Origin of the sequence: Kitasatospora sp. NPDC059571 (assembly GCF_042735675.1) — a bacterium.
In the GTDB taxonomy this organism is placed as follows: Bacteria; Actinomycetota; Actinomycetes; order Streptomycetales; family Streptomycetaceae; genus Kitasatospora.
In genome coordinates this window covers 1-1,032 of the sequence record NZ_JBHWBW010000636.1, presented here as the reverse complement: position 1 = coordinate 1,032, position 1,032 = coordinate 1, and the positions used below count along the sequence as shown (strand labels likewise).

Here is a 1,032-nt window from a genome sequence, read left to right as displayed (position 1 = left end):
GCGCGCCCCCCCCCCCCCCGGGGGCCCGGCCCCGGAGACCCCCTGCCCCATGGGGCCCGCGCCGGGGCCGGACGCCACCGTGCAGCTCGGCGGCCCGCCGGCGCCCGTCGGTCCCGACCCGCGGGCCGCCATGCGCCTGGGCTCCGCGCCGGGGCCGGACGCCACCGTGCAGCTCGGCGGTGCACCCGCGCCGGGTCGGCCGGATCCCGAGGCCACCGTCCGGTTCGGCGAGGTGCCGCCCGGGGCGGCCGAGGCCACCGTGCGCCTGGGCTCCGCGCCGGTGCCGGGGCCCGCCCCCGAGCAGCCGTACCCGGCCGGCGGCGCCCCGCAGCCTGCCGGGTTCGAGAGCGCGACCTTCCTCGACCCCGAGGTCTGGCCGACCGTGCCCACGCCGCCACCGGCCGCCGGGCCGCCGGTCGCGGCCGCCGCGGCGCCCGGGGCGACTCCGGCGGAGGGGCTGCAGCGTTTCGGCCCCGGCGTGCCGCCGCAGGCCGCCGCCGTCTGGCACGGCGCGGCCGCCGTCCCGGAGGAGCCCGTCCGGCCGCGCCGCCGGCGCCGCTGGCTGCTGATCCCGGTGGTGCTGCTGGTCGCCGTGCTGGCCTGGCTGGCCTGGGAGCGGTACGGGCGACCGGTGTCGGTCACCGGGGTCACCGTCCGGACGGACTCGGCCCAGGGCCCGGCCTGTGACGGCACCGCCGTGGTGACCGGCACCCTGGCCACCGACGGCGGCGCCGGGACGGTCCGCTACCGCTGGCGGCGCAGCGACGGCACCGACTCCGGCATCCTGTCCCAGCAGGTCCCGAGCGGCCGCAGCAGCACCGAGGTGGTGCTCCGCTGGACGTTCCAGGGCAAGGGGACGATGCAGGCCACCGCGACCCTGGAGGTGCTGGCCCCCGGCAGCGGCACGGCCTCGGTGAGCTTCCCCTACACCTGCCGCTGAGACCCGCGGCGCCGCCCCCCGCCCCCCCCGCCGCCGCGGGGGCCGGGGCGGGGGCGCCCCGCCCGGCCCCGCCCCCCGCCCCCCCCGCGGCG

The 1,032-nt window shown here is 82.8% G+C and carries 1 protein-coding gene; it reads left to right on the top strand.

Annotation, left to right across the window (positions count from 1 at the left end; genetic code table 11):
* The first annotated feature begins 49 nt into the window (after positions 1-49).
* Positions 50-940 (top strand): hypothetical protein, encoded by an 891-nt coding sequence (locus ACFV0G_RS36990; protein WP_380557458.1) that lies wholly within the window; start codon positions 50-52, stop codon positions 938-940.
* The last annotated feature ends 92 nt before the right edge of the window (positions 941-1,032 follow it).